Source organism: Rudanella lutea DSM 19387, assembly GCF_000383955.1.
Classification (GTDB): Bacteria; Bacteroidota; Bacteroidia; order Cytophagales; family Spirosomataceae; genus Rudanella; species Rudanella lutea.
This window is the reverse complement of record NZ_KB913013.1, coordinates 2,935,342-2,955,290: the sequence shown is the minus strand read 5'-3', so window position 1 is coordinate 2,955,290 and position 19,949 is coordinate 2,935,342. Positions and strand designations below refer to the sequence as shown.

At 55.8% G+C, this 19,949-nt stretch carries 12 protein-coding genes and 1 pseudogene; 10 read left to right on the top strand and 3 right to left on the bottom strand.

Annotation, left to right across the window (positions count from 1 at the left end):
- Positions 1-2: 2 nt before the first annotated feature.
- Positions 3-542: a hypothetical protein gene (locus RUDLU_RS0112185; RefSeq protein WP_019988669.1), complete on the bottom strand. Its 540-nt coding sequence runs from the start codon at positions 540-542 to the stop codon at positions 3-5.
- A gap of 130 nt (positions 543-672) precedes the next feature.
- Between RUDLU_RS0112185 and recQ the strand changes: the two are divergent.
- From recQ to RUDLU_RS0112165, 4 genes and pseudogenes are all read left to right on the top strand, one after another.
- A pseudogene (gene recQ / locus RUDLU_RS27390) lies at positions 673-2,851 on the top strand (DNA helicase RecQ).
- Between the two features lie 155 nt (positions 2,852-3,006).
- Positions 3,007-4,122: a lytic transglycosylase domain-containing protein gene (locus RUDLU_RS0112175; RefSeq protein ID WP_019988668.1), complete on the top strand. Its 1,116-nt coding sequence runs from the start codon at positions 3,007-3,009 to the stop codon at positions 4,120-4,122.
- A gap of 225 nt (positions 4,123-4,347) precedes the next feature.
- A complete protein-coding gene (locus tag RUDLU_RS0112170) occupies positions 4,348-5,553 on the top strand; it encodes a lytic transglycosylase domain-containing protein (RefSeq protein ID WP_019988667.1) in 1,206 nt (401 codons plus the stop codon).
- Positions 5,554-5,782: 229 nt separating this feature from the next.
- Positions 5,783-6,877 (top strand): lytic transglycosylase domain-containing protein, encoded by a 1,095-nt coding sequence (locus RUDLU_RS0112165; RefSeq protein ID WP_019988666.1) that lies wholly within the window; start codon positions 5,783-5,785, stop codon positions 6,875-6,877.
- Between the two features lie 98 nt (positions 6,878-6,975).
- On the opposite strand, the gene RUDLU_RS0112160 is transcribed toward RUDLU_RS0112165, so the two are convergent.
- Together RUDLU_RS0112160 and RUDLU_RS27385 are read right to left on the bottom strand one after the other, a co-directional pair.
- Positions 6,976-8,298, bottom strand: coding sequence for a cryptochrome/photolyase family protein (locus tag RUDLU_RS0112160; RefSeq protein ID WP_019988665.1), 1,323 nt, complete (start codon positions 8,296-8,298; stop codon positions 6,976-6,978).
- Between the two features lie 14 nt (positions 8,299-8,312).
- Positions 8,313-8,651 (bottom strand): hypothetical protein, encoded by a 339-nt coding sequence (locus RUDLU_RS27385; protein WP_019988664.1) that lies wholly within the window; start codon positions 8,649-8,651, stop codon positions 8,313-8,315.
- 169 nt (positions 8,652-8,820) lie between these two features.
- Here RUDLU_RS27385 and RUDLU_RS0112150 point away from each other — a divergent pair, with 169 nt between their 5' ends.
- From RUDLU_RS0112150 to RUDLU_RS0112125, 6 genes are all read left to right on the top strand, one after another.
- On the top strand, positions 8,821-10,263 hold the full coding sequence (locus tag RUDLU_RS0112150; protein WP_019988663.1) for a M14 family zinc carboxypeptidase: 1,443 nt from the start codon (positions 8,821-8,823) through the stop codon (positions 10,261-10,263).
- A 291-nt stretch (positions 10,264-10,554) separates the two neighbouring features.
- Entirely contained in the window at positions 10,555-13,452 is a 2,898-nt protein-coding gene (locus RUDLU_RS0112145; protein ID WP_019988662.1) for a TonB-dependent receptor, read from the top strand.
- A 45-nt stretch (positions 13,453-13,497) separates the two neighbouring features.
- Complete coding sequence (locus RUDLU_RS0112140; RefSeq protein WP_019988661.1) at positions 13,498-15,189, top strand: IPT/TIG domain-containing protein; 1,692 nt, start codon at positions 13,498-13,500, stop codon at positions 15,187-15,189.
- A gap of 414 nt (positions 15,190-15,603) precedes the next feature.
- A complete protein-coding gene (locus tag RUDLU_RS0112135; protein WP_019988660.1) occupies positions 15,604-17,943 on the top strand; it encodes a glycosyltransferase family 4 protein in 2,340 nt (779 codons plus the stop codon).
- An 85-nt stretch (positions 17,944-18,028) separates the two neighbouring features.
- A complete protein-coding gene (locus tag RUDLU_RS0112130; protein WP_019988659.1) occupies positions 18,029-19,516 on the top strand; it encodes a glycoside hydrolase family 130 protein in 1,488 nt (495 codons plus the stop codon).
- 111 nt (positions 19,517-19,627) lie between these two features.
- Positions 19,628-19,876 carry a hypothetical protein gene (locus tag RUDLU_RS0112125; RefSeq protein WP_019988658.1) on the top strand — a complete coding sequence of 83 codons (249 nt, stop codon included), beginning with the start codon at positions 19,628-19,630 and terminating at the stop codon, positions 19,874-19,876.
- Positions 19,877-19,949: the final 73 nt, after the last annotated feature.

Sequence of the window (19,949 nt, the reverse complement as noted above, 5' to 3'; positions counted from 1 at the left end):
GCTTAGTCGCGCAGGCTGCTCAGGTATGTTTTGTTGCCGTTTTTATTGATGTAGTACTTACCACCCCGGGGGCCGGTGTACACGGGTTCGCCATTGGGGCCTTTCTGGCTACGGTCAACCGGGGCTTTGTAATCGGCGGGGCTGGCTTTTTCTTCTTTAGCTTTGGCTACCTTCTTGTCAGCCTTGGCCATAGCCTTATCGTCGGCTTTCGCGGCTTTCTTATCGGCTTTGTCGTCGGCCTTGGCCGCTTTTTTGTCTTCTTTGGCTTCCTTCTTGTCGGCTTTAGCGTCGGCCTTGTCAGCCTTGGCGGCTTTCTTGTCTTCTTTAGCCTCTTTCTTCGCTACTTTATCGCCTTCGTCTTTAGCTTTTTTCTTATCGGCCTTAGCTTCTTTTTTGTCTTCCTTGGCTTCCTTTTTCTCTTTCTTCTCAGCTTTAGCCTCTTTTTTAGCCTTCTCTTTCTTCGGCTTTTCGTCCTGAGCCGGGCTGTTAAACGCTACCAGTACGCTCAACACAAATGCGAGTAATGCCACACTGTTTTTCATGGTAATGCAATGGTTTTGAGTTAGAATAAAGGTTTAGCACTTGAGACGGTAATATGGGTAGAAAATCACTAATGCAACAGAAAAAGAGGCAGAATTTACGTAAATTTGAATTTATACCCGTTACGTGCCCATGCTTGCCGACGCCCCGTTTGAGCCGCTCAATACAGCCAATAATACCCCCACAGACCGCAGCCCGACTGATGGCAGCCCCGTTGCTTTTCTGAAGAGGTATTATGGTTACGACCATTTCCGGCCCATGCAGGAGGCTATCATTCAGTCGGTGCTGGCCGGTAAGGATACCGTGGTGCTCATGCCTACCGGGGGCGGGAAGTCGGTGTGTTTTCAGATTCCGGCGATTATGCTGCCGGGAATCACGGTGGTGGTCTCGCCCCTGATTGCGCTCATGAAAGATCAGGTGGAGGCCCTTCAGCTCAACGGGGTGGCCGCTGTTTACCTCAACAGCACCCAATCGGCCCGCGAACAACGCCAAATTGAAGACGATTGCCTCGCCGGAAAAATCAAACTGTTGTACACCTCGCCCGAAAAACTGCTGAGCGAGTCGTTTTTTATCTTTTTACAACAGCTCAACCTGTCGCTGTTTGCTATCGACGAAGCGCACTGTATTTCGTCGTGGGGGCACGATTTCCGCCCGGAATACACGCAACTACATGCCCTGCGGGCGCAGTTTCCGGCTATTCCGATGATTGCCCTGACGGCCACCGCCGATAAACTCACCCGGCAGGACATTGCCACCCGGCTCGGCATGGTAGACCCGCAGGTGTTTGTGGCTTCGTTTAACCGCCCCAACCTAAGCCTTCAGGTATTGCCGGGTACCAACCGGTTGCAACAGATTGTCCGGCTGTTGCAAATGAAACCCGACACCTCCGGCATTATCTACTGCCTCAGCCGAAAGGCCACCGAAAACCTGGCGGCCAAATTGCAGGAGAAAGGCCTGATGGCGGGTTTTTACCACGCCGGCATGAGCAATTCGGAGCGGAGCATGGTGCAGGAGATGTTTCTGAAAGACGACATCCGCATCATGTGCGCCACCATTGCCTTCGGAATGGGGATCGACAAGTCGAATGTGCGGTGGGTGATCCACTACAACATGCCCAAAAACATGGAGGGATTCTACCAGGAAATCGGGCGGGCCGGCCGCGACGGTAGCCCCGCCGACACGGTGCTCTTCTATAGTTTTGCCGACGTAGCTACGTACAAAGACATGCTGAGCGAAGCCAAGCCCGCCAATTTGGGGGTTCAGCTCGCCAAGCTCGAACGGATGCAGCAATATGCCGATGCACATACCTGCCGTCGGCGGATTTTGCTCAGCTACTTTTCCGAAGAACTCACCGAACCCTGCGGTAACTGCGATGTATGCCGTAACCCACGGGTCACCTTCGACGGGACAATTCTGGCCCAAAAAGCGCTGTCGGCCATCGTGCGGGTGCAGGAACGAGTACCTATGAACTTGCTGATTGACATTTTGCGCGGCTCCCGGAGCCAAACGGTGTTGCAATACGGGTACGATAAGGTAAAAACCTACGGCGCGGGTAAAGACCTCAAGTTCGATGAGTGGCGGAGTTACCTGCACCAACTGATCAATATTGGGGTCATCGAGATTGCGTACGATCAGCATTACGCGCTCAAGAAGGGAATTCTGGGCGATGCCGTTCTGTTCGAAGGACGTAAAATTGAGCTCGTCCGGCCCGAAGATGTGCTCAAACCGGTGGTTGAGAAACCCAAGGCTAAAAATCAACAGGCTAAAGATGACCTGTTTGAGCAGCTACGTACCCTCCGCAAGCAGGTGGCCGACGAGCAGAACGTACCACCGTACGTTATCTTCACCGATACCACGCTCGAAGATATGGCCCGTCAACGCCCAACCACGCCCGACGGCCTGCGCAATGTAAGCGGGGTGGGCGAGCGCAAACTGCAACTGTTTGGCCGTCGGTTCCTCGACGTGATCACGGGCTACGTGCGGGGGGCAGGCCCGCGAGGGTAACAACCTGCGCGGATCGACCCATCTGGTGACGCTCGAACTCTACGAAAAAGGCTACTCGATGGAGGAGATTGCGGCCGAGCGGCAGGTGACTACGCAAACCGTTTTGAGCCATTTGTTGTACCTGCGCCGGTCTGGTTACAGCATTGATCTGGAAGGTATGATTACCTCCGCCGAGCGGGCTGAAATCGAAGAAGCCATCAACCTGATTGGCTTCGATAATAACAGCGCAAAACCCGTCTACGAGCACTTGGGCGGGCGTTTTAGTTACGATAAAATAAGGCTCACAGCGGCTTTGATGGAGATATGAAAAATCCTGTTTTTGCCAAGGCCGTTGGATAATTCCGGGGTTACGGATTAGGGTTCCTGCAGATTATCAGCTATATTCGTACTATAGTTATTGACTAACCCGTTACTTAGTGACGGGTTTTGTCGTCTGAATGAACCTCAACAAATACGACTGCTTTGATCAAGGAAATTAGTATCTCACTGCTTTTGGCAACCGGGAAATCAGTTGCTGGAGCGGTACCTGCCAAGCTTGCTGCCACCTTATTCGACACATCGCGTACTACGTTTTCGGGCCGGAATCTGGACAATCCAACCCTGCTCAGCGTGGACTCGGCAAACCGGGTTTTTCCGGTTTATTTCTGTGGCGAAGAAGTGCCCGTAGGTCAGCCGGGTGTCTGGCGTCGGTGGATTCAAACCCTGCGCGGGTTTAGTAGCAAAGACGACTGTCTGTACGATGTACGGCAGCGCGCTACCTCCTTTTTCCCCATTATCGACCCCATCCTCCGCAAGTACCGAATCCCCCGCGATTTTCGGTACCTCCCCCTGGCCGAAAGCGAACTGGTCAACGACTGTGTGTCGCCCCGTGGGGCATCGGGTTACTGGCAGCTTATGCCCGAAACCGCCCGCGAACTGGGTTTGCGCGTTGATGGCAACGTGGATGAACGCTACGACCTCCGCAAGGCAACCGTAGCGGTTTGCCATTACCTGCACCAATTGTACCGGCAGCTGGGGTCGTGGTCGCTGGTAGCGGCTGCCTACAACGGCGGACTGGGGCATGTGCAGTCGCGGATGCAGCAACAGCGGCAGAAAAACTATTTCAAGCTGAGCCTGCACCGCGAAACCAGTCATTACCTGTTTCGGATTCTGGCGTACAAAGAGCTGATCTCGAATCCCAAACAGTACGAACTGCTCCTGTCGAAGTCGGCCGTGGCCCGGCTCACCAAGCCATTGCCCCGGTTTATCAAACCGGTTCCGCTCAACATGGTGCGGAATGGTAATGAGCTGATCCCTACGGAGCCCGAGCCGCTCGAATCAGACATGGACAGTGGTGCGCCGGTGAACCCGACCTGGGGTCCGCGCCCCGACAAGTCGCTTGAGTCGCCTTCGGAGTTTGAACGGATTCTGGCGCAGGCCCTGTACCCCGAAGCCAATACGGATTTGCAGGGGCATCAGGCTCACTTCCCTGTTACCCGGCTTCTGGCCATTATGGCTATTCGGTTCCGGCGGCCCCGTTACCTGCAATATCAGGAAGGCGAGGGGTTGCGACCGGTTCACGAAATGGAGTGGATTTAAGCCATCCGGCTCGTTATTAAAGCACGCAGTTAACGCATCTGGCACTCTTAACGGAATTTAAATCCGTCTAAAATAGGCCATTCCCGCGTTTGCTGCGTGCTTTTTGCGTTTGTGGCAGAGGTGCCCGCGCCAGATGCGGTTACGGGTAGTCTATTTCGTCGTCTAAATTAGTAGAGTAACCTTAATCCATAAAAAGAAAAAGGATCTGCCGTAACGATGAGACGATTGGTAGTGGTGTTGATGCTGGTCTGTTTGACCGGTATGCGGCTCGTGTATGCAATTACCGATGTAGCAGGGCGCTCCACGGCGTTGCTGGATGATAAATCGGCCTGGGCGAACCTGCCGCCCGTCTACTTTTGTGGCGAAGCCGTACCGGTACATGAAGAGGCTGTAGCCCGCCGGTTGGTGTCGGCCCTGGTGCAGAACACCCATTACAACCGGACGCTCTACACCATCCGGCAACGGGCTTCTACGTTCTTCCCGCTGATTGAGCCCATTCTTGAGCGCTATAAAATCCCGGCCGATTTTAAATACCTGCCTTTGGTCGAGAGTGCCCTGCGGAGCCGGGCACTCTCGCCGGCGGGGGCTATGGGCTATTGGCAGCTTATGCCCGCTACGGCCCGCGAGCTGGGCCTTACCGTGCGCGGCACCAACGACGAACGGCAGCACCTTCTGAAATCGACCGACGCAGCCTGCCGATATCTACGGTACCTCTACAATCGGCTGGGGTCGTGGACGCTGGCGGCCGCTGCCTACAACAACGGTATCGGGAATCTGCTGGCGAGTATCCGGCGACAGGGCGAACGGGATTATTATTACCTCCGGCTCAATGCCGAAACGGGTAAGTACCTCTACCGAATTCTGGCGTTTAAAGAGCTTTTTGGTAATTATCAGTGCTACCGGCTGGTGTTGCCTCCGCAGGTATGGCGTACCCTGAGCGAACCCTTGCCCAATGTAAGCCCTGAAATCGTGCCTGAGCAGGAGCTGATTACAGAATCGTTCATAACCGACGTGACGCGGGCAGCCGTGGCCGAGTCGATGGGGGCGAAACAGGCCGCCCCCGCCAACCGGCAGCAGGATCTGCCTTTGCCTAATGCGGCCGATGTGTTTCGGGGTGGGATAAAAGCCCGGCTGGCTGAGGCTGGTACGTTGCAGCGTGGCCAAATATGGGTGTTTCACCTCACCCGCGACGGTATGGCCGACGGCCGACCCGTGGAGCAGGGCGATATTTTGTACGCTGTCGTGGAAGATATTGACCCGAAAACAAATAAAGTTTTTCTGCGGGCCGACAAACTGTTTTCGCTCGAAAACCGGCAGACGTACACGCTGGGTTTATCGGCAGTAGATGCATCGACGGGTCGAATCGGAATCAGCCTGCCCGATATGGAACAGGTGAAAGCGGGCTGGATTTCGACCTGGAAAATCCTGTAGATTGGGCCGTACCGGCGCTTCATTTAGGCTACGGTCCCAACGGACCGAACTATACCGGAAAGCGGGTTGTTTTCGTTGGGTCTATAGTCAACCAAACGGATCGCTTGTGATAAAACACAGTAAAGGAATTTATAACTGGCTGTCAACGAGTATTCTTTTAGAGCTTGTTTTTGTATTTTCGACAGTTCACGCCCAACGAGTACGCTCCACGCCGACCCTGGCCGGGCGTATGCATTTCAGCGGTGAGATGGTGCCAACCGAGCAGGCCGATGTTTCGATGAAGCTGGCCGTAACGCTGGCGAGTAGCGGGGGGTATTTGCGGCACGTAAATGGCCTGAAACAACGATCCGCGCCTTATTTTGCTATTATTGAGCCGATTCTGGCCCGGCATAAAGTCCCCAACGATTTTAAATACCTGCCCCTGATTGAGAGCAACTGGAAAGCCGATGCTGTGTCGACGGCGGGCGCGGTGGGCTACTGGCAGTTTATGGATGAAACGGCCAAAGACATGGGTCTGAAAATCAACGGCCCGGTAGACGAGCGCAAAGATCTGCGGAAATCAACCGAGGCTGCGGCTCGCTATATCAAGTTTCTGTACAACAAGCTTGGTTCGTGGACACTCGTAGCCGCAGCCTACAATGGCGGTATCGGCATGCTTCAGAACAAAATGCGCCGAGCCGGTCACCGCGACTATTATGCCCTGACGCTGAACGAGGAAACCGGGTATTATCTGTACCGGATTCTGGCCATGAAAGAACTGTTTAATCGGGCCAATTACTATGCAGGCATGGCCGATAGCGGCCTGATGGCGTCGATTGGTAACCCTTACGAGCGCGAACGGGCGCAAGCCCGCGAAATGGGCTGGCTCCGCGATACCGAACCCGAACTGAGCGGCACGCCTGTTGGCAATGATCCATTTGCAGTGGTTGGCAACCGGCCCGAGTCGGTGGTGATGGACAGTGTGCTGGTGCGCCTGCTGGCCACAAACACACCCGCCGAGGGGGCGGGCTTCACCGGCGATGTATCGGCCCGGCTGCTCAAAGCTGGTAAGGCCAAACTGGGCGAACGCTGGTCCTTTAAACTCACGCAGGATATTACCATCGGCGAAGACGAATTCCGGGCGGGCGATGTGCTCTATGCGCTGGTCGACGATGTGGATGCGCGCGGTATGGTTTACCTGCGTGCTACCAAGCTCGTATCATCGGTATCGAACGCGGTGGTTCCCGTGACACTCTTAGCCATGAACCCCCGAACGGGCCTGGCTGGCATTTCAATCCCGAAAGCTCCCAAACCTGACTGGGAAGTGAGCTGGAAGGTGCAATAAAAAGGGAGGGAAGGAGAAGGGAAAAAGGAGTAAAGGGAAAAAAGGTCGTAAGGCCGGCAACCCTTCTCTTTTTCCCTTCTCCCTTCCTCCTTTTTTCGTTACTCTTTTCCCTCCCCCTTTAATCCCCGTTTGTAGGTGTCAATGGCTCGTTGCCGGGCCATGGCATGATCGACCATGGGCCGGGTGTAACGCAGGCTGTTAAACTCGGGGACCCACTTGCGGATGTACTCGCCTTTGGGATCGAATTTTTCGGCTTGCGCCGTAGGGTTAAAAACCCGGAAGTAGGGGGCTGCGTCGGTTCCTGAGCCGGCGGCCCATTGCCAGCCCCCGTTGTTGGCCGAGAGGTCGTAGTCGCGGAGTTTGCGGGCAAAATAAGCCTCGCCCCACCGCCAGTCGATGAGCAGATGTTTGCACAAAAAGCTGGCCGTAACCATCCGTACCCGGTTGTGCATCCAGCCGATGGTGTTGAGTTGGCGCATACCCGCATCCACGAGCGGGTAGCCGGTTTCGCCCCGGCACCATTTTTCAAACTCTTCTTCGTTGTTTCGCCAGGGAATATTGTCGTATTCGCGCCGGAACGACTGCTTCTCCACGTGCGGGAAATGGTGCAGTACCTGAAAATAAAAGTCGCGCCAGCACAGCTCGTTCAGGAAAGTGGCGGAGCCGCTCTCACGGGCCTGCCGGGCCAGGTCGCGGATACTGATGGTGCCAAAGCGCAGGTGAATACTCAGTTCGCTGGTGCCGGGTTTGGCGGGCAGGTCGCGGGTGTCTTTGTAGTGCTGGAGTAGCGAGTCCGACACGGTCATGGCCGGAAACGACTCACCGAGCGGGGCGAAGTTCATGTCGGCCAGGGAGGGCACTGGCATCCGATTGGGCACTTTGACGAAATGATTGAAATACGTTTCTGTAGGGTACGATTTCAGGTAAAAATCGTTCAGCTTATCGTGCCACCGGCGGCTGTAGGGCGTAAACACAGTATAGGGCGTTTGGCCCCCGGTCAGTACCTCGTTGTGGTCGAAAATGGCGGTGTCTTTAGCCGTAGTGAACGGAATGCCAGCTTCGGCGAGCAGGCCCGCTATCTGAGCATCGCGCTCTTTGGCGTAGACTTCGTAATCGTGATTGGTGAATACTTCCTCAATGGGGTATTCCTGCAATAGCTCCTGCCAAACGCTCAGTGGTGTGCCGTACCGAACCACCATGCCTGATCCCATGCGGGCCAGTTCGTTCTGAAGCTCCTCGATTTGCTGATGAATAAACTCCACCCGTCGGTCTTGCCGGTCGTCGAGGGCATCCAGAATGGTACGATCAAAAATAAATACGGGAAGCACGGGCCGCCCCGATGTGAGGGCGTGGTATAAAGCCGCGTTGTCGTGTAGCCGTAGGTCGCGCCGAAGCCAGACGACCGAAAGGGGTTGTGTCATGAATGAGAGGTGAGTTACCTCACAAACCTCAATCGGACGGTGTATGTTTCGAACGGATTAGGGTCGGCCAACCGGATTTTTTTGCCCACCAGTTGCCGCGTAATATCGTCGTTGAGCTGCTGATTGGCCGAATGCACCTGCAATTTGGCTACCCGCTGCTCTTCGCTGACGCTAAACGTAACCACTACGATTCCCTCGCGGTTGCGCTCGCCCAGTACAGCCGGGTACGTCACGTATGAGGCCACCTGTTGCGTCAACTCGGCTGGTTGGGCGGCCGGGCGTTTGATGTCGCGGGGCTTTGCCATGATTGAGCCTGTCGTGAGAATCAGCGAGAAGAGCAGCAGTTGGTTCATGGTACGTTCGGTTTGGGGCCGGGGCCAGATTACGCAAATGTTATGTCAATGTTACCAAATTGTTAACAAAAGCGCAAGACCTGCCCGAATGTTTTCGCAACCGATCGGGCAGAAGCCCGGTGTATGGTCCCAAACGGCTAATTTTGGGCCTATATCTGTTGTTTTGCGTATGTCTGCTTTGTCTCCGCTTGCCTCTGATGTGGCTCTGGCCCGCCAACTATTCGATGCGTACCCGGCTTTTCAGGAGCCGTTGCTCACGCACCGGCGTTTCAAACACGCCGATATTCAGCCCCTGCTGGATCGGTTGCCGGTAACCGGGTTACTGTCGGTCGAGACAGTAGGGGAGTCGACGGAGAAACGCTGTATTCGGAAAGTGCAGGCCGGAACCGGGGCTATTCCGGTACTGCTTTGGTCGCAAATGCATGGCGACGAGGCTACGGCTACCATGGCCCTGTTTGATATATTCAATTTCCTGACCGCTTCGGGCGATGCGTTCGACGCCCTGCGGGAGCATCTTCTGACCCGGCTGACTATCCATGCCGTGCCCATGCTCAACCCCGACGGGGCCGAACGCTGGCAACGCCGAACGGCGCTCGATATCGACATGAACCGCGATGCCCTGCGGCTGCAATCGCCTGAGTCGGTGCTGCTTAAGTCGCTGCAACAGACGCTCCGGCCGTTGGTGGGGTTCAACCTGCACGATCAGAATCCGCGCTACAGTGTGGGCCATTCGGGCCGGCAGGCCGTGATGTCGTTTCTGGCAACGGCCTACGACGAAGACCGCACCATAAACGAGGTGCGGCTGCGCTCCATGCAACTGATAGCGGGTCTTAACCGGGTGCTGCAACCGCTGATTCCGGGGCAGGTTGCCCGGTTCGATGACGAGTTTGAGCCCCGCGCTTTTGGCGATAATATTCAAAAGTGGGGTACTACGCTTGTGTTGATCGAGTCGGGTGGATACAAGGGCGATACCGAGAAAATGGCGATCCGGCGGCTGAATTTTGTGGCGATTCTGTCGGCGCTCAACGCCATTGCGACCGGTAGCTATGCGACCGAACAGCCCGCCGACTACGCGGCTATTCCCGAAAATGGCCGTTTGCTGTTCGACGTTCTGATTCGCAACGTGGGCGTTGTGCGCGATGGCGTCCGGACCGTAATGGACGTGGCCCTGAATCAGTACGAAGAAAACACCGACGGAGCCCGTGATTTTCGGTACGAGAGTACGATTGAAGACCTCGGCGACTTGTCGACGTTTTACGGCTTAACCGAAATCGACGCGACTGGTCTGGATCTGGTGCCCGCCGGGGTGTACCCCGACACACTCGGGTCGGTGGCCGATCTGGCCAACCTCAACCTGACCGACCTGCGGCAAGCCGGTACGGTGGTGTTTCGGGTAGGCGGTATCGACCTTACCGACCCGTACCGGGGGTTGCCCCAGGAGCCAGTGCATATTCTGGCTGAGGGCGAGTTGCCTGCGGCTCCGCTGGCGTTGGGGCAGGTGCCCACGTTTCTGCTCAAGCAAGGCGATCAGATCCGCTATGTGTTTGTAAACGGATACGGCTTTGCGGTAGGGACTGGTACGGAAGCCCGTCGTTTTAGCCGGATTGATTAACCCAAAAGGGGGATAAAACACCTCCTGGCCCAGCCTGGATAGGCCCTTCGGCACCAACCAGAGAGGGTCGTCAGATTACCCGAATATTACGGAGGTCATACCTAAAAAGGCCTTTCTGGAGGCCCATACGGCCTTTTTAGGCGTTGAGTACTGCCCTTGCGCTGGCGTGTGGGCGGTTTGTTAACATTGGCCTAATGCCTTTGGGGTAAACATAACCCATCGGTAACGCTGGCTTCATATTGGCGTAATATTGACAGGATAGTTTTGCGCCGTCAATTACGACATACCAATATGAAACGCGCAACGCTACTTGTTTTCTTCTTCTCACTAATCGGCCTTCCGGCCGCGCTGGCGCAAACGGGCGTCATTCGCGGATCGGTGAAGGATGCCAAAACGAAAGAGGCCCTCATTGGCTGTACCGTTCGGATCGACGGAACCACGATGGGGGCTGCCACCGATATTGAAGGCAATTTTACGATTGCCAACGTGCCGGCTGCTACGCACAAGCTGATTGTATCGTATGTATCCTACGTAACCTCCGAAATTCCGAACGTGCGGGTTGAGTCGGGTAACACGACGCAGATCGATACCGAATTGCAGGAAGAAGGTAAAAACCTGCAGGAGGTTGTGGTAAAAGCGGGCCGGACTACCAATACCGAGGTTGCCGTAATTACCGAAATCAAACAGTTGAAACCCATCGCGGTGGGTATTTCGGCCCAGCAGATTCAGAAATCACAGGATCGGGATGCCGCGGCTGCTATTCGGCGGGTGCCGGGGGTGAGTATCCTTGACAACCGCTTTGTGCTGATCCGGGGGCTGGGCTCGCGCTACAATGCCGTGCTCATCAACGACGTGATAGCCCCCTCAACCGAGGTCGAAACCCGGTCGTTTTCATTCGATATTATTCCGAGCAACATCCTCGACCGAATGATTGTCTACAAGTCGGGGGCGGCTTCGCTACCCGGCGATTTTGCCGGTGGTGTGGTCAATATTTACACCAAGCGTCGGCCTACGAACAACTTCATCGACGCAGGTTTCACCCTGGGTTACCGCGCCGGTACAACCGGACAGGCTGTACAGACCCACTCGCGGGGAGCCCTGAGTGCCCTTGGTCTGTGGTCGCCCAACCAAACAATTCCAACCAGTTTCCCGACACGTTCGGCCGATTTCAACGCGCTTGGTTCGGCACAGCGGGCGGCCTACGCCCGGTTGTTGCCCAACTCGTGGGGCCTTCAGAACGTAACGGCGATGCCCGACGTCCGGTTTGCGCTGAATACCGGCCGCCGGTTCGATGTGGGCAATGTGCAACTGAGCAACCTCACCAGCCTGAACTACAGCCTGACCAATCAGCTCACCGATATTGATTTCCGGGTCTATGAAAATGGGGCTGTGGCCAACGCCGTCAACCAGCAGTACAACGATGTAAGTTATGCCCGGCAAGCCCGGCTTGGTTTGCTGCACAACTGGTCGGCGCGTTTCTCGCCCATGTTTACGCTGGAATGGAAAACGCTGTTCAACCAGCTGGGTAACCAGGAAACCGTGGTACGTCAGGGGCAAAACTTCGACTCAAACACCGACATCCGCAGCTACTCGCAGCGGTTCGAAAACCGCACCATTGCCACCACCCAACTGGCCGGTGATCACCAGCTGAACGACCTGACCAAGCTCAACTGGATTGCCGGATACGGCTACTCGGGCCGTTGGGAGCCCGATTGGAAGCGCGCCAGGTTTCAGGCTCCGCTCGGCAGTGGCGAAAACGGCACCTACACCCTCGTGACGCCCCTGGCCCCGAACCCAATCGATGTGGGGCGGTTTTACTCAAAGCTCAACGAGCAGACCCTCACGCTGGTGGGTAATTTCGACCGGACACTCGGCAACCCCACCAACCGGGAGCCGGGCCACTTGCGGGCGGGTATCTACGCCGAACAGCGCTCGCGAAACTACTCAGCCCGGTTCTACGGCTACAACAGTATTCCCGGTATGTCGTCAACAGACGGTACTATGGTGCAGCAGCAACCCATCGAAACCATTTTCGCACCTGCCAACGTAAACGGGCAGCCGGGTGGCTTCTCGTTGCAGGATGGCACCTCGGATCTGGACTCGTACCGGGGGCAAAATACCTACGGAGCGGCTTACGTGAGTGGCGACCTCAACATGGGCGCGCGGACCAACGTGACGCTCGGTATGCGCGCCGAGTACAACGTGCAGGGCCTGCAAATCGACCGGCGGGGTGTTGAACAGAAACTGGTAAATCGGGGCATTTTCAGCCCGCTGCCATCGGTTAACCTGACGCACAAGCTAACCGACAAGCACAGTCTCCGGCTGGCGTACTCAGCTACGGTAAACCGCCCCGAACTCCGCGAACTGGCTCCTTTCCAGTACTTCGACTTCAACTTGCTGGCCGTTGTGACGGGCAATACTGAACTGACTACGGCCACCATTCAGAATATCGACGCCAAGTGGGAGTTCTACCCCTCGGCCAACGAACTGGTATCGGTAACAGGTTTCTACAAACACTTTACCAACCCGATCGAAAGCTTCCTGCTGCCTACTGGCAACGGTTTCAACTACACGTTTATCAACGCGCCATCGGCCCGCAACTACGGGGTTGAGGTAGAGGTTCGGAAAGGCTTTACGAATTCATCCAGCGCGTTTTTGCAAAATATTCAGCTGGTGGCCAATGGCTCGCTCATCAACAGCCGCGTAAGTCTGGGCGACTTTGTGCGGGCCCCGGACGCTACGGCTACCGTGGTCGATGTGCCGCTCAAAGACCTGGCCGACCGGCAGCGCCCGCTGGCCAATCAGTCGCCGTACCTGTTCAACGCGGGGGTGTATTATCAGGCCCCGGCGGGCGGGTTGCAGTGGAACGTGCTTTATAACGTGTACGGCCCCCGGATTTTCGCCGTGGGAACCCGCAACAACCCAACCATTTACGAACTCCCCCGGCACGCCATCGATCTGAACATCAGCAAGACGTTCGACCAAAAGCTGGAGGTGCGGCTCGGTATTCAGGATCTTCTGAATCAGGCCACCCGCTTTGCCCAGGATTTCAACGGCGATGGCCGGATCGGTCGCGATCTGACCTCACAGACCGTCGGCGCCGATCAGGTGTTCCGGCAGTTCCGTCGGGGACAGTATTTCACGCTGACGGGGGTGTACACCTTCGGTCGGCGCACGGTGGTGCCATAAGAGCTTACTAACTGACGCGTGCATAAATAACCAAATTGCCTGATTATGAACCATTCTTTTCGGTGGGGTAGCCTTTGTCTGCTCGTACTTGCTCTGTTCGGTCTGATGACTGCCTGCGACAATAACGATACCCCGGAGCCAATACTCAGCGTTACCGGAATCAGCCCAACGTCGGCTCCGGCTGGTACAACCGTCACCATTTCGGGTACCAACTTTGGCACCACGCCCGCCAGTAATACGGTGACGTTTGGTACGGTACCGGCCACGGTGCTTACGGCCACATCGACCCAACTTGTGGTCACAGTCCCCGCCAATGCAGGGTCGCCCGTGACGGTGGCCGCCAACGGCGCTACGGCTCAGGGCCCGGCGTTCACCATCAGTGCTAAACCCGTGGTTTCGGTAGCAGGCTCTATTTCGGCCAATACCACCTGGACCAGCAACAACGTGTACCTGCTACGTGGCTTTGTGTACGTGAGCCCCGGCGCTACGCTGACTATTCAGCCGGGAACGGTGGTCAAAGGTGGTGGCGTTGATGACGACCCAACCGGTGCGAAGCGGGGCGGTACCCTCATTGTTGAGCAGGGAGCCAAGCTTGAAGCGGCTGGTACGGCTCAGCAACCTATTGTGTTTACGTCGAACAAGCCCGCTGGTTCACGGAAATACGGCGACTGGGGCGGTATTGTTCTGATCGGTAAAGCGCCACACAACCGCCCGGCGAGCCAACAGGCCGAAGGGGGCATTGGCCGGGCCTTGAACGCCCTCAACGAGCCTGCCGACAACTCGGGCACGCTCCGGTATGTACGGATTGAGTTTGGCGGTATTGCTCTGACCAACGAATCGAACAGTGAAATCAATGGCCTGACGTTGTACGGTGTAGGCTCAGGCACGACCATCGACCACGTGCAGGTGTCGTACAGTGGCGACGACTCGTTCGAGTGGTTTGGCGGAACGGTTAACGCCAAATATCTGGTGGCCTACCGGGGTTTCGACGATGACTTTGATACCGATTGGGGGTATACCGGGAAGGTTCAGTTCGGTGTATCGCTGCGCGACCCGCAGGTAGCCGATCAGTCGGGTTCGAACTGCTTTGAATCGGACAACTTCAATTCGGGTGAAAACGCGGGTGGGGTTGCCCTGACGCCTAACAACGGTTTGCCGCTCACACAGCCTGTTTTTGTCAACATCAGCGCTTTTGTGACCAACGGCACGCCAAGCAACGCATCGACTTCTGGAACGGGTGGCAGCGGAGCGTACCAGTCGGCCATGCACCTACGCCGGAACACGGCCATCAGTGTGTTCAACTCGGTGTTTGTTGGGTACCCCGAAGGGCTGCGGCTCGACGGAACGACGACCGGTACACTGGCCAACGCCAATAGCGGTGCTCTGGATGTGCAGGCAGTCACGGTAGCCAACTCGCTCACAGCCGTGCGGGGTGCCGGTGCCATCACCAACGATGTGGCTACCACGTTTTTCAACACAGCCGCTAAGAAAAACACGATTGTGGCTTCGTCGGACATTGCGGCTCTGCTCAATGCACAGTCGTTTAACCTGACGGCGCCCAACTTCCTGCCGCCTGCCAGCTCGGCGCTGCTGGTAACAGGTAACGCGGCTACGGGAGGCAAACTGGCCGATTCATTCTTTACAGCGGCTGCCTACCGGGGTGCTTTCAACGGTACCGAAAACTGGCTGACTGGCTGGACCAACTTTGATCCGCAGAATACCAACTACGATCGCTAAACCCTTCTTTTAATTTCATATTGGTGTCGCACGAAAGGGCCGGGGCTTTGCTCCGGCTTTTTTCTTTTAACGACGGATGAATGGGCACGCGGATGATTTCAATTGGCACGCAAATGATGCGGATTTGGCGGATGTACGCAGATTAGTGGGCACGCGGATTACGGGTATTGGGTGGATGTACGAGGATGAATTGGAACGCTGATTTCCACAGATTGGGCAGATGTTCGCGAATACTCACAAATCTGCGGAAATCCATTCAATCTGTGTCATCCGTGTGCCAATCGAAATCATCCGCGTACCTCTGGCTCAGATTTGCCATTCTTTGCCGCCCGGTAGCAAACAATTGGCCTTTGTAGCCACTTAATTGTTAGTAGAGTATCCCTAGTGTTCAAGCCTTATTTACGACTCAACGGAATGCAATCAAGCGATTATACAAACAAACCGTGGGACCCCACCGGTGCACCGGCCGCGCCCAAAAATGTAGCGTTTATCGGCGATTACCTGCCCCGACAGTGCGGAATCGCCACGTTTACGGCCGATCTGTATCAATCGTATGCCTCATTCATACCCGAATCCAGACCTATTGTGGTGTCGGTCAATGACACACTTGAAGGGTACGACTACCCCTCGGAGGTGCGTTACGAGTTTTATCAGCACGATCAGGACTCGTACCGGAAAGCGGCTGAGTTTCTCAATTCCAAAACCACGGAGGTTGTCTGTCTCCAACACGAGTACGGCATTTTTGGCGGACCCGCCGGGAGTTATATCCTGACCCTGTTGCGCAACCTGAACATGCCGGTTGTGACCACTTTCCACACCATTCTGCAAAGCCCGAGCGAAGAACAGATGCTGGTACTCAAAAGCATTGCCGACCTGTCGGCGCGGGTCGTGTGTATGTCGGAACGGGGGCGCGACTTTTTGATCAACATCTACGACGTACCCGCCGAAAAAATAGACCTGATTCCACACGGCATTCCCGATCATCCGTTTGTTGATCCGCATTTTTACAAAGATCGGTTCGGTATGGAGTCGAAGTGCACCCTGCTGACCTTCGGGCTGTTGTCGCCCAATAAGGGAATCGAAAACATGATTCAGGCGATGCCCCGGATTGTGGAGCGTTTTCCGGATGCGGTGTACATGGTGCTCGGCGCTACGCACCCGCACCTGATTCGGCACGAGGGCGAGGCCTACCGCGACAAGCTGAAACAAATGGCCGAAGACCTGGGCGTGGGCGATCATGTACGGTTTTACAATCAGTTTGTGGAGCAGCACGACCTGCTCGAATACCTCGGGGCCGCCGATATTTACGTGACACCTTACCTCAACGAAGCCCAGATTACCTCGGGTACGCTTTCGTACGCGTTTGGCGGTGGGCGGGCCGTGGTTTCGACGCCCTACTGGCATGCAAGCGAACTACTGGCCGACGGGCGGGGGGTGCTGGTGCCGTTCAACAACTCCGGCGCACTGGCCGATGCGATCATCAACCTGCTCACCGATTCGCCCATGCGGCACTCGATGCGCAAGCGCGCGTACCTGCTGGGGCGCGAGATGACCTGGGAGCGGGTTATTGGTCTCTACGGCGATAGCTTTGCGCGGGCCCGCTACGAACGGATGCGCGCCTTCACCAACCAGTTGCCGTACGAAACAAGCGTGAGTGGCTCGTTTCAGTTGCCGGCGCTCAAGCTCGATCACCTGTTTCGCCTGAGCGATTCGACGGGTATCATTCAGCATGCCCGGTACCACCTGCCTTTTTACGAGGAAGGTTATTGCACCGACGATGTGGCCCGGGCGCTTATTCTGACCCTGATGCTGACCCAAACGGATACGTACGCCAACGATACCCGCCTGCATCAGCTAACCGATACGTACTCGGCGTTTCTGAACCATGCGTACAATGCCGATAAGCAGCAGTTTCGCAATTTCATGAGTTACGACCGGACCTGGCTCGAAGAAGTCGGCTCCGACGATAGCAGCGGCCGGGCTATCTGGGCGGTGGGCACCTGTTTGGGGCGCTCCACCAATCCTAACCTGACTATCTGGGCCATGCGGATTATGGAATCGGCCCTGCCAACGATTCCGGCCATGACCTCACCCAGGGCCTGGGCATTTGCCTTGCTGGGTATCCACGAGTATCAGAAACGATTCCGCAACGACCGGCTGGCCAAAACTATTCAACAGCAGTTGCTCGATAAGCTGAACCGGTGTTTTGCCGCTACCGCTACCGACGAGTGGCCCTGGTTTGAAAATACCCTCAGCTACGACAATGCCAAGCTGGCCCACGCCCTGGTGCTGGCCGACGAACCGGCGCTGTCCGACATTGGGCTCAAAGCCCTTCGCTGGCTCGTGAAAGTGCAAACAGCGCCCAAAACGGGCCATTTTCAGCCTATTGGTTCCAACGGGTTTTACGTGAAAGGCGAAACCCGCGCCTATTTCGACCAACAGCCGCTGGAATCGCAGAGTATGGTGTCGGCGTGTCTGGCGGCTTATCGTAAAACCGGCGACGAAATGTGGTACAACCGGGCTTTGCGGATTTTTCGCTGGTTTACGGGGCATAACGATCTGGGCTTGCCACTCTACGACACCCGCACGGGTGGGTGTTGTGATGGCCTGCATACCGACCGCGTCAACCTGAACCAGGGCGCCGAGTCGACCTTGTCGTACCTGCTGGCACTGGCCGAACTTCAGGCGGCTGGTCGCCAAAGGGCGGGTGCCCGGCAACTTGATAATTCGCTGACTGCATTGCTCAATCCCTAACGATTGAGCTACTCCATAGATAAAAAAACAAGACGTCAATATCGTCTTGTTTTTTGCGTTTAGGGCAAAGTAGTTTCTATACATTATGAGCGTTAAAGCCACTCGTACCGGAATTGTGCTCCGGCCTGATCCCACCCGCGTTTTGTTTCGGTCGTTCGACCTCGGAAGCAGCAATCGGACGCTGAAGATTGTTGCCCGTGTCAGTTCACTGACCGAAGACGAGGTGACCCTCAAACTGGAAGAGGTCATTCGTGAATTTGGTAATCGGCACCATCGGCTGGAGCGGTTTCTGCTCAAACGATTTGAGCAGATAAAAGGTAATCTGCTGACCGATGAGCCCCTCACCACCGAGCGCAAGCTCTTGCTGGGGGCCTACTTTACGATGGAGTATTCGCTCGAATCGGCCGCATTGTTCAACCCGTCCATGATCTGGCACCCCGATCAGACCAATGTGCCGCCCGGCTATAAGCGGTTCATTATCAGCCTGCGGGCTACGGGTGAGGGGCACGTGTCGTCGATTTCGTTTCGGATGGGGTACATCGACGAAAAAAGTAAAATTGTGTTGCGGAAGCCCTCGCGCTACGTGACCTCGCCCGAAATTGAGCCGAACCAGCATTTCAACAAAGCCCAGTTTGAGCGGAAACTGTACGAGTTGCGGCTGGTCAACAGTATTTCGGAGCGGATTATGGGTGCCATGGGCGACGACTTTACGCTCGATGACCTGGAAGATTTTACCAAGCGTCTGACCACTCAGTACCGCTACAATGCCGAGTACGAAACCATTTCGAGTGCGATTCTGGCGTTGGCCCGTTCCAACTACAAGCTTCACTTTGACGACGATCAGCAACTCGATGAGCGCTGTATTTTCCCGTCGTCGCCTAACGAGACCAACGGTATTGAGGATGCTCGTTTTGTCAGTTTTGTTGATGACAACGGTGAGGTGACGTATTACGCTACCTACACGGCCTACAACGGCCGGGTTACGTTCCCGCAATTGTTGGAAACAAAGGACTTCCTGTCGTTTACGGTCAGTACGCTCAACGGGGCCGAGGTGTCGAATAAGGGGATGGCCCTGTTTCCGCGCAAGATCAACGGCAAATATGTGATGATTTCGCGGCAGGACGGGGAGAACATCTACATCATGTTTTCCGACGATCTGTATTTCTGGCAAACCAAAGAGCTGCTGCTGAAACCAACGTATCCGTGGGAGTATGTGCAATTGGGCAATTGCGGGTCGCCGATTGAGACCGAAGCGGGGTGGCTGGTGCTGAGTCATGGCGTTGGACCCATGCGTAAGTACGCGATTGGCGCGTTTCTGCTCGACCTGAACGACCCCTGCCGGGTGCTTGGCCGCACTACGGAGCCTATTCTGAGCCCCGACGAAAATGAGCGTGAAGGCTACGTGCCCAACGTGGTGTATAGTTGCGGAGGGCTCATCAACGGCGATGATCTGATTATCCCGTACGCCATGTCGGACTATGCCAGCAGTTTTGCCACGGTCAATGTGCACGAATTACTCGCCGAACTGACCGGAAAGGCGCCCGACAATCGGGCGCCAGCCGAGGAGGAGTAGGGGAGCATAAGCGTCTGGACGAATTGAAAAAAAAAGTTTTCGCCGGGAGGGAGTACGTAAAAAGGTTACGGTCTGGGGGAGCTTTCTTTGTTCATAAATCGAACAGAAACAGTGAATATTACCCAGCAAAAACTCACACGGCAGGCCGTGCGTATGACGGCCACAACGCTTATCCTGGCTCAGGGATGTACAACGGCGGTACTGGTAAAAAATGCTCTTCGTCGGCGCGGCTACAATGTCTACCTATCCGAAGTCTCGAAGCGACTGTTTGAGGTAGCCCGGCGTGAAGGCTGGTCGATTGAGGATATCGGTAGCGGCCGGGTTTTTTACTTCGCTCAGGTCATGCAATCGGTGCAATAAAAGAGGAAGGGGAAAAAGGAGGAAAGGAGAAGGGAAAAAGGGGCAACGACACGCTTGCGTTCCCTTCTCCCTT